Below are 10,222 nucleotides of genomic sequence, written 5' to 3' on the forward strand. Positions count from 1 at the left end.
TACCCTCACAGGAAAACCCATGCGCTACTTGAAGTCAACTCAGATCGGGTGAAGTACTAGGGCGTTGACTGAATCCAACCCATTGATCTCAATAGGTGATGTTCATTTTACCTGCCTGCCCCACGGTTCCGATCACAGGAAAATTTACAGGAGGCAGGATTTTAGCGGCGTGCATGGCGAGGCTCCGAAGCGGTTGACGCAGATAGTAAAGGATATAGTCTACCGCACTGAATGTGCGCTCTCCCCTTCCACTACCTCGGAAACTCGCCATGCGTTTTTTCAACACCGCCGGCCCGGTGGATTCCGTCCGGCATTACACCCTGCCGCCGCTTTCCCGCATTGATTTGGACGATGTGTTATTGCTGATCGAACAGCAGAAATACTTTGTCCTTCACGCCCCCCGCCAAACCGGCAAAACCACGGTGCTGCTGGCGCTGATGGAACGGCTGAATCGGGAAGGGCGCTACACCTGTCTCTATGCCAACGTTGAAGCGGCACAAGCGTATCGGGGAAACGTAGACGCGGCCATGCACACCCTGACCGCTACTCTCGCCGATTATGGCGACCGCTTTCTGAGTGAGCCGCGACTACCGATGTGGGCTAAAGCGGCCTTTGAAGCGGCGGGCGGCGGCGGGGCGCTGGAATTGTTGCTGCGGCAGTGGGCGTGCGAAAACGACAAGCCGATGGTGTTGCTGCTGGATGAAGTGGACGCCCTGGTGGGCGATACGCTGATTTCTCTACTACGGCAAATCCGCGCCGGCTATACCCAACGGCCTCATGCCTTCCCGCAAACCATTGTGCTATGCGGGGTGCGCGATGTGCGCGACTATCGCATTCATAGCGCTGGACAGGACATCATTACCGGCGGGTCAGCCTTCAACATCAAGGCCGAATCGTTGCGGCTGGGCAATTTCAGCGCCGATGAAATCGCGATGCTGTACCAGCAGCATACCGAGGACACGGGACAGGCTTTCGCCGAAGGCGCGTTAGCGCAGGTCTGGTACTTGACCCAGGGCCAGCCGTGGCTGGTCAACGCCTTAGGTTATGAAGCCTGCTTCAAGATGAAAACGGGACGTGATCGTAGCCAGCCGATCACGGTCGAGCAGATCGAACAGGCCAAGGAAAACCTGATTCAGCGCCGCGAAACCCATCTGGATCAACTGGCCGATAAATTACGCGAAGAACGGGTGCGGCGGGTGATTCAGCCGCTGTTGGCCGGGTGTGAACTGGCCGACGATTTCCATCCCGATGATGTCGCCTACGTCAGCGATCTGGGCCTGATTCACCAAGAACGCGGCGGGCCGATTGAAATTGCCAACCGCATCTATCGGGAAGTCATTCCCCGTGAATTAAGTTGGGATATTCAAGCGGGGATGAGTCAGCGCACGCAATGGTATGTGCAACCGGATGGACGACTGGATATGGACAAACTGCTGACCGCGTTCCAGCAGTTCTTCCGGGAACACGCTGAACACTGGATCGCACGCTTTCAATATAAGGAAGCCGGCCCACAATTATTGCTGCAAGCCTTTCTGCAACGCATCGTCAATGGCGGCGGACGGATTGACCGCGAATACGGGCTGGGGCGACGGCGCACCGATCTTTTGCTGCATTGGCCGCTGGACGAAATGCAGGGTTTTCTCGGCCCGATGCAGCGGGTGGTGATTGAATTAAAGCTGCTGCATAAATCACTGGATGCGACTTTGCACGAGGGTTTGGAGCAGACGACGGATTATCTGGATCGGGTGGGAACCGCTGACGGTCATCTGCTGATCTTCGACCGGCGACCCGGCATCGCGTGGGAGGAAAAGATTTTCCAGCGCCACGAGTCCTATGGTCCGTATTCAATTCGAGTGTGGGGCATGTAGGTCGCTAAGGACAATTAGCCAAATCGCAAAAGCCGGGAACCTATCCCCGGCTTTATGTTTAGCATAACCATTCACCCCCTCTCCCCGTTGCAGGAGAGGCGTTAGGGGTGAGGATGCCTTTCGACCGCCTGACCAGAGGACTTCACACTATGAGTAATGCAGCATCGATCCGCCGGGTGGCGGTTCTGGGCGCGGGGGTAATGGGTGCGCAAATCGCTGCCCATCTCGCCAACGCGGATGTACCGGTGGTGTTGTTCGACCTGCCGGCCAAGGACGGCGATCCCAATGGAATCGCCACCAGGGCGATTGCCAATCTGTCCAAGCTGAATCCGGCGCCGTTCGCAGTCAAGGAGCGAGCAGCGCTGATCAAGCCCGCTAACTACGATCAGCATTTGGAGCTATTGCGCGACTGCGATTTACTGATCGAGGCCATCGCCGAGCGCCCGGACTGGAAAGCCGATTTGTATCAGCGTATTACCCCCTACCTCAACGAGCGGGCGATCCTGGCGACCAACACCTCCGGCCTGCCGATCAACATGCTGGCGGAGTCGGTGCCCGAAACAGCACGGGCACGCTTCTGCGGGATTCATTTCTTTAACCCGCCGCGCTACATGGCGCTGGTGGAGCTGATTCCCTGCCACGGAACCGCGCCGGCGATTCTCGATCAACTGGAGACCTTCCTGGTCAGCACCCTCGGCAAGGGCGTGATCCGGGCCAAGGACACCCCGAACTTTATCGCCAACCGCGTCGGCGTATTTTCGATGGCGGCGACCATCCATCACACCGAGGCATTCGGGCTGGGGCTGGATTTGGTGGACGCACTGACTGGCCCGGCGATTGGTCGGCCCAAGAGCGCCACCTATCGCACTGCCGATATCGTCGGTCTGGACACCATGGGGCATGTGTTCAAGGGTTCGGAACTGGCGCTGCGGCAAGATCCATGGCGACAATACTTCAAAGCACCCGCCTGGTTGAGCGCACTGATCGAAAAGGGCGCACTGGGCCAGAAGACGGGCGCTGGCATTTATGCCAATAAAGGTAAACAGGTTCTTGATCCGGCTACGGGCACCTACCAGGACGCGGGTGCCAAACCGGATCCGGCGGTGCAGGCGATGCTGAAAATCAAGAATCCCGCCGAAAAATTCGCCGCCCTGCGCGCCAGCGACCATCCGCAGGCGCAATTCCTGTGGGCGATTCATCGCGATGCTTTTCACTACGCGGCGGTGTTGCTGGCAGAAATTGCCGATAACGCCCGCGACGTGGATTTTGCCATTCGCTGGGGTTTCGGCTGGGGGATGGGGCCGTTTGAAATCTGGCAGGCGGCGGGCTGGGAGCAGGTCGCGACCTGGATTGAGCAGGACATCGCCGCCGGCAAGGCCATGACCACGACGCCATTGCCGGCCTGGGTCGGGCAGGTGAACGGCGTTCACACGCCGCAAGGTTCCTACTCGGCAGCGGAGAATGTTTACAAGCCGCGCTCGACGTTACCGGTCTACCAACGCCAGCTTTATCCTGAACAGGTGCTGGGTGAAGCGCCGCCCCGTTATGGCGAAACCGTGTTTGAAAACAGCGGGGTGCGGCTGTGGACCACGGGTGACGACATCGGCGTGTTGAGCTTCAAGAGCAAGATGCACGTCATCGGCGAAGATGTGCTGGATGGAGTGCTGGAGGCATTGAAGATCGCCGAACAGCGCTTCAGCGGGCTGGTGCTATGGCAGACCGAAGCGCCGTTTAGCGCCGGAGCTAATCTGGCCCAGGCGGTGCCGGTAGTCTTGGCCGGCGGTTTCGATGCCCTGGAACACACTGTCGCCAAGTTCCAGCACACCACCGCCGCCTTACGCTATTCGGCGATTCCGGTGGTAGCGGCGGCGCAAGGGCTGGCGCTGGGTGGCGGCTGCGAATTCCTGATGCATTGCGACCGGGTGGTCGCAGCGCTGGAAAGCTATATCGGGCTGGTTGAGGTCGGCGTTGGTCTGATTCCAGCCGGCGGCGGCTGCAAGGAATTTGCCCTGCGCGCCATGATCGAGGCCAAGGGCGGTGATCTATTGCCGTTCCTGCGTCCGTATTTCGAGGCGATGGCGATGGCCAAGGTCTCGCGCAGCGCCGAGGAGTCGAAGCAGCTCGGTCACCTCAAGCCGGCTGACGTGATCGTGTTCAACCCCAATGAGTTGCTCTACGTCGCCAAGGCGCAAGTCCGGGCGTTGGCTGAAACCGGCTACCGCCCGCCACAGCCACGCCTGATTCGGGTGGCGGGTCGCACCGGGATTGCCGCCTGTCAAATGGCGCTGGTCAATATGCGCGATGGCGGTTTCATCTCGGCCCACGACTACCAAATCGGTCTGTACATCGCTCAGGCGCTGTGCGGTGGCGAAGTCGACGCCAACACCTTGGTCGATGAGGAGTGGCTACTCGGATTGGAGCGCAAGGGCTTCGTCGAACTGGCGAAAACCCCGCTGACCCAGGCCCGCATCGCACAGATGCTCACCACCGGCAAGCCGCTGCGTAACTGATTGGCAGGAGAATTGATCATGAGCAAGCAAATTCAGGACGCCTACATTGTCGCCGCAGTGCGGACTCCGGTGGGAAAGGTGCGCGGGGTATTCCGTAACACCCGCCCGGATGATCTGTTGGCGCATGTATTGCGCGGCGTGGTCGCCCAATGTCCGGGGCTGGATCCGAAGCTGATTAGTGATGTGATCGTCGGTTGCGCCATGCCGGAAGGCGAGCAGGGGATGAATGTAGCCCGCATTGGCCTATTGCTGGCCGGGTTGCCGGACGGTGTGCCGGGCCTGACCGTCAACCGCTTCTGCGCCTCCGGGGTACAGGCGGTCGCCCAAGCGGCTGACCGCATCCGGCTGGGTGAAGCGGAAGTGATGATCGCCGCCGGCACCGAGACCATGACCATGATCCCCATGGGCGGCAACAAGATCGCCCTTAACCCGGCGGTGTTCGAGACCGACGAAAATGTAGGTATCGCTTACGGCATGGGCCTGACCGCCGAGAAAGTGGCCCAGCAATGGAAAATATCCCGCGAGGATCAGGACGCCTTCGCGGTGGAAAGTCATCGTCGCGCAGTCGCTGCAATGGCCAATGGCGAATTCCGCCAGGAAATCCTGCCCTATACCGTACTGGATCGGTCGCCGGATAGCCGGACTATGCAAGTGCAAATTCGCGAGCGGGTGGTGGAGAACGACGAAGGGCCGCGTCCTGATAGCAGTCTGCCGGGACTGGCCAAGCTGAAGCCGGTATTCGCCGCCCGCGGTAGCGTCACTGCCGGCAACAGTTCGCAGATGAGCGACGGCGCCGGCGCGGTGGTGCTGATGAGCGAGCGGATGGTGAAGGCGCTGAACCTGAAACCGCTGGCGCGCTTTGTCAGTTACGCAGTGGCTGGGGTGCCGCCGCGGATCATGGGTATCGGTCCGATTGCGGCGATTCCAAAGGCGCTGGATTTGGCTGGATTGCGCAAGGACGATCTGGACTGGATCGAGCTGAACGAGGCGTTCGCGGCACAGAGTCTGGCGGTGATGCGCGATTTGAACCTTGATCCGGCCAAAGTTAATCCGCTGGGTGGCGCGATTGCGCTCGGTCATCCACTGGGTGCAACCGGCGCAATCCGTGTTGCTACCCTGGTACATGGCTTGCGGCGGCGCGGTGGTAAATACGGCATGGTGAGCATGTGCATCGGTACCGGCATGGGCGCCGCCGGGGTATTCGAGGCGCTGTAGCTGCCAGGACTTTCGCCAAATCCTTAAATTCGTCATACCCGCGAAAGCGGGTATCCATTCTTTTCAGTGAGTTGCTGGATTCCCGCCGGCGTGGGAATGACGGAACGCGAAAGTCCTGACTGTATCGGTATCACATCATCCATTGTTGAAAAAAAGCCCGCTGGTTCAAACCGGTGGGCTTTTTTGTTGCCGGGTGATGCCATTACGCTATGCTGCGTAGCCTCTTTCATCCATAAGGGGGAATAACGATGACCGCAATTCGGGTAGACGCTGGCCGGGGTTGGGGCTGGATCGTCGAAGGCTGGCAACTGTTCGCGCAAGCGCCGGGAATCTGGATCGTAATGCTGCTGATCTATCTCGCTATCAGCGTGGTGCTGTCACTCATCCCCTTCGTCGGGACGCTGGCGCACGCGCTGCTGAATCCGCTACTGATTGGGGGCATGCTGTACGGTGCGGCAGCGCAGGCGCGGGGCAAGCCACTGGAAATAGCTCATCTGTTCCGGGGCTTTCAGGATCAGGAACGGATGGGGCCACTGGTGATGCTGGGCGCGATCAGCGTGGCGGGCTATGTGCTGATCGGGCTGGTGATTCTGGTGTTCGTGGGCGGCAGCGTCGCGACCGGGGCTGTGCTGGACAACTCGGGTATGGGGGTGTCGCCCGAGGCAATAGGTGGACTTTTCATCGGTGCCGGTTTGATCACCGTGCTGATCGTTCTGACCCTCGGTATCATGGTCACCATGGCGCTGTTTTATGGGATTCCGCTGGTGATGCTGGCCGGCCAGAATGCCTGGCCGGCTGCCCTGGACAGCGTCGCCGCCTGCTGGATCAACATGCTGCCGATGCTGGTGCTTGGGCTGATCTATCTGGTGTTGATCGTGCTGGCCGCTTTGCCGCTAGGACTCGGCTTTCTGGTACTGGGACCCGTCACTGTTTGCACGGTGTACGCCAGCTATCGAGAGATTTTCGAAGGATCGCCATCAGGCGTGCGGTTGACCCAGTAGGGAAAGGCTGCGACCCGGATCGATTCGTCGTTCTTCGGGTCGCAACAGCTTCAGAACTTGAACTCTTCGATCAGCAACTGAAGCTGTAACAGCGCTTGAGTGCTGATGGTGTGGATGCGGAAACCGGTATCATAGAAGTCCGGGTTGACATCCCGGCCACACCAGAGACTTTCCACGTCAAGCTGGATGCGCTGGTGCGAAGCGCTTTCCTTGGGTACATCCACCCATAGCCGGAAGGTCTGGTTGACAGGGACGGCTTGATCACTCACCAATCGCATCCCCTCCTTGTTGATATCCACAATGTGCCCTAGCAATTGGCCCGTATCCTGATTGTGGACGCGCAGATACATGACGAGATACCAGCGTTTGAGCCGGCGTTTTTCGGCCCCAGATGGATCGGAACTCATGGCAACCTCTTAAATCAATGCGAAAGGTGAGCAGGCGGATGATCGAAACCGACATCGGATGCAATGTCTGGCTCCAGACCGGAGAGAGTGGGCATTGGGATGCTCAGGCCGGCACGTTCGGGTTCAGGCTGTAAGTACCGATGATGCGGGCCTGATCCAGGATATGTCCGGTGATAGCGGCCAGTACCTCGGAGCCGGTGAATTGGCCTTCCACCGGACAGCGCGCCACGTCAAGGGCGTAGAGCGTAAACACGTAATGATGGACGATGCTGTCATTCCAGGGTGGGCAAGGGCCATCGTAGCCGAAATAGTCGCCGGCCATGGTGGAGTCGCCGGAGAACCATTCCCGGTAATTATTGATCCCCTGACGGGTGCTGCGTGGGCCACCCGGTCCCGATTTGCCGCCGGGGGTTACCCCTGCACAGAATTCACCTGCCAGGATCTGCGCCGGTTCTGGAGGTAAATCCACCAGAATCCAGTGGTAAAAATCAGCACGCGGCAGGTCGGCAGGCACCTCGCGTCCTTCCTGATTCACATCATCGGCGCGGGTCGGCACGTCCCGGTCGTGACCGACGAGTACCAGCGACTGGGTGCGGGGGGGCAGATGGCTCCATTCAAACGGTGGGTTGATGTTGGCGCCGAGCGCGACATGCTGTTCCGGATCAGGGATGCCGAACGCATATTCGGCGGGAATGGCTTGCTGATCGCGCAGGACGGAGCTGGTGAATTGCATGACGTTCCTCCTTATTCTTTATCGGAAGCAGAACAGGTGATTACCCCATCCTTACCGTTTCTCAAAAAATTGTCGTCGCCTGTACAATGTTAGGCCATTGGGCGAGCATTTATGGACTCATAATAAACCATGACCCGCCGCGATAAACCCTGTGAGGGAGAATCTTTTAAGTATGCATGATCAAACCTCGCACGACGGAGTCGCGGAAAACGCGCCGCCCGATCACAATGCTGCCAAACCGGATCAATGGCTGGAAGCCAAAACGGCACTGCCGCCACGTTTGCCCAGCGTTGAGGAACCCATCACCGTCAGGCCGCCCGTGAGCCAGACCCTCGTGGGCCTGCATAAACGGCAAGCAAGGCGTTCGCCGCTCAAGACAGCGCTGCACATGGTGGGATTGCTGATGATCCTGTTCAGCGCCACCATGCTGCCGCCGATGGCGGTGGCGTGGTGGTACGACGGTTATGATGTGGTGTTGCCGTTCGCTGAAGCCTTGGGGACAATGCTGGGGCTGGGGTTGTTGTGCTGGCTGCCGGTGTGCCGGTTCAAGGTGGATTTACGCAACCGCGACGGCTTCATCGTGGTGGTAGCGTTCTGGTTTCTGCTGTCGCTGCTGGGCGCACTGCCGTTCATGTGGTCAGAAAATCTGCACATGCCGCTGGTGGATGCCGTGTTCGAGACCGCTTCCGGTCTGACCACCACCGGCGCTACCGTACTCTCCGGCCTCGACACCCTGCCCAAGGCGATTGTGTATTACCGGGCGCAACTGAATTTCCTCGGCGGCATGGGCATCGTAGTGCTGGCGGTGGCGCTGCTGCCAATGCTGGGGATCGGCGGGATGCAGCTTTACAAAGCGGAAACACCAGGGCCGATGAAGGATGAAAAGCTCACCCCGCGCATTACCGAAACGGCCAAGAACCTCTGGTTCATCTATGTCGGCCTGAACGTACTGTGTACCCTGTCATTCTGGTGGGGGGGCATGAGTCTGTTCGACGCCCTCTGTCATAGCTTCGCAACTCTGGCACTGGGTGGTTTCTCGACCCACGATGCCAGCATCGGTTATTTCCAAAGTCCGGCCATTGAACTCATCGCCGGGTTCTTCTCGCTGGTAGCGGCGATTAACTTCGCCCTGTATTTCATAGCCTGGCGCACACGTAGCCTCAAGGCGATTTTTCGCGATGCCGAATTCAGATTTTGCATGGTGGTCATGGGTGGGATCATCGTGACCGCTTGCGCTTACCTGTACTTCAGCGGCAAGTTTCCGCTGTGGGAGGCGGTTTATCACGGCTTTTTTCAAACGGCCTCGGTCATTACCGACAACGGCCTGGGGACGACGGGCTATCCAGCGGACTGGCCGGCCTTTGTGCCGCTGCTATTGTTGCTGGGTAGTTTCTTTGGTGGCTGTGTTGGATCGACCTGCGGCGGGATTAAAGCCATGCGTTTTCTGCTGCTGTACAAGCAGAGTGTGCGCGAAGCGCGGTTGCTGATCCGCCCGACGGCCCAGATTGCGGTCAAGCTAGGCAACCACCCCATTCCTGACCGAGTTATGCAGGCAGTTTGGGGCTTTTATTACCTGTACATTTTTAGCTACTGCTTTTTCTCGCTGGCGCTGGCAGCAACCGGGGTGGATCTAGTGACCGCGTTCGGGTCAGTGGCGGGTTGCCTCAACAATATGGGGATCGGTCTGGGTGAGACGGCGTCCAACTTTGCCCCGCTGAACGATACCGCCACTTGGCTATTATCACTGTCGATGCTGGTTGGGCGGCTGGAAGTGTTCCCGCTGTTGCTGATATTCCTGCCGGACTTCTGGAAGTGAGGCCATGACCCTGAAGCGATACGGCTATACCGGCGAGTTACCCCCAGCGCGGTTCAACATGGCGCGTTACTGTCTGGACACGGCAGCAACAGCTACGCCCGATAAGGTAGCGCTGATCGTGGTATCCGATGCCCGTGCGCCGGTCGAACGGGCAGAACACTGGACCTATGCCCAATTGAACCAGGCGGTGCGACGGATCGCGGTGGGCTTGCGCCAGATGGGTCTGGAGCCGGGAGCGCGGCTGATGATCCGCATGGGCAATACCAGCGATTACGCTCTGCTGTTCTTCGGCGCCATCGCAGGCGGTTATGTGCCGCTGCCGTCTTCGGCGCAATTGACCGCAGAAGAGGCGGATTTCCTGCTGGCCGATTCCGGCGCTCAACTGCTGGCCGTATCGGAGCAACTGGCAATTCAGCCGCCGCCGGGGGTGCGGATGCTCAGTCCAAGCGATGTGGCCGCACTGCAACAGGGCTATGCACCGTTGGACTATACCGATACTGCTGCGGACGATCCGGCTTTCCTGATCTATACCTCCGGCACCACCGGCCAGCCCAAGGGGGTTTTACACGCCCAGCGTTCGGCGTGGGGCCGACGCCCAATGTACCAGGGCTGGTACGGCATCACCCCGGATGATGTCATGCTGCATGCCGGCGCGTTCAACTGGACCTATAC

The 10,222-nt window shown here is 59.3% G+C and carries 8 protein-coding genes; 6 read left to right on the forward strand and 2 right to left on the reverse strand.

The window, feature by feature from the left end:
• The first annotated feature begins 269 nt into the window (after nucleotides 1–269).
• The 4 genes from BN874_RS02555 to BN874_RS02570 all read left to right on the forward strand — a co-directional run bounded on the left by BN874_RS02555 (nucleotide 270) and on the right by BN874_RS02570 (nucleotide 6,594).
• Complete coding sequence (locus tag BN874_RS02555; RefSeq protein WP_034430662.1) at nucleotides 270–1,868, forward strand: AAA-like domain-containing protein; 1,599 nt, start codon at nucleotides 270–272, stop codon at nucleotides 1,866–1,868.
• 149 nt (nucleotides 1,869–2,017) lie between these two features.
• On the forward strand, nucleotides 2,018–4,378 hold the full coding sequence (locus BN874_RS02560) for a 3-hydroxyacyl-CoA dehydrogenase/enoyl-CoA hydratase family protein (protein WP_034430663.1): 2,361 nt from the start codon (nucleotides 2,018–2,020) through the stop codon (nucleotides 4,376–4,378).
• A gap of 18 nt (nucleotides 4,379–4,396) precedes the next feature.
• Nucleotides 4,397–5,593, forward strand: a complete 1,197-nt coding sequence (locus tag BN874_RS02565; RefSeq protein ID WP_034430664.1) for an acetyl-CoA C-acyltransferase — start codon at nucleotides 4,397–4,399, stop codon at nucleotides 5,591–5,593.
• 248 nt (nucleotides 5,594–5,841) lie between these two features.
• On the forward strand, nucleotides 5,842–6,594 hold the full coding sequence (locus BN874_RS02570) for a BPSS1780 family membrane protein (protein WP_051497331.1): 753 nt from the start codon (nucleotides 5,842–5,844) through the stop codon (nucleotides 6,592–6,594).
• 50 nt (nucleotides 6,595–6,644) lie between these two features.
• On the opposite strand, the gene BN874_RS02575 is transcribed toward BN874_RS02570, so the two are convergent.
• Nucleotides 6,645–7,001 carry a PilZ domain-containing protein gene (locus tag BN874_RS02575; RefSeq protein ID WP_034430665.1) on the reverse strand — a complete coding sequence of 119 codons (357 nt, stop codon included), beginning with the start codon at nucleotides 6,999–7,001 and terminating at the stop codon, nucleotides 6,645–6,647.
• Between the two features lie 103 nt (nucleotides 7,002–7,104).
• Nucleotides 7,105–7,734, reverse strand: a complete 630-nt coding sequence (locus tag BN874_RS02580; RefSeq protein ID WP_034430666.1) for a YbhB/YbcL family Raf kinase inhibitor-like protein — start codon at nucleotides 7,732–7,734, stop codon at nucleotides 7,105–7,107.
• 172 nt (nucleotides 7,735–7,906) lie between these two features.
• On the opposite strand from BN874_RS02580, the gene BN874_RS02585 reads away from it, so the two are divergent.
• Both BN874_RS02585 and BN874_RS02590 read left to right on the forward strand, forming a co-directional pair.
• Nucleotides 7,907–9,550: a TrkH family potassium uptake protein gene (locus tag BN874_RS02585; RefSeq protein WP_320411442.1), complete on the forward strand. Its 1,644-nt coding sequence runs from the start codon at nucleotides 7,907–7,909 to the stop codon at nucleotides 9,548–9,550.
• A 4-nt stretch (nucleotides 9,551–9,554) separates the two neighbouring features.
• Nucleotides 9,555–10,222: AMP-binding protein (locus BN874_RS02590; RefSeq protein ID WP_034430667.1), on the forward strand; the 668-nt coding region annotated here is incomplete at its 3' end.

The organism is Candidatus Contendobacter odensis Run_B_J11, from assembly GCF_000531125.1.
GTDB classification, from domain to species: domain Bacteria; phylum Pseudomonadota; class Gammaproteobacteria; order Competibacterales; family Competibacteraceae; genus Contendibacter; species Contendibacter odensensis.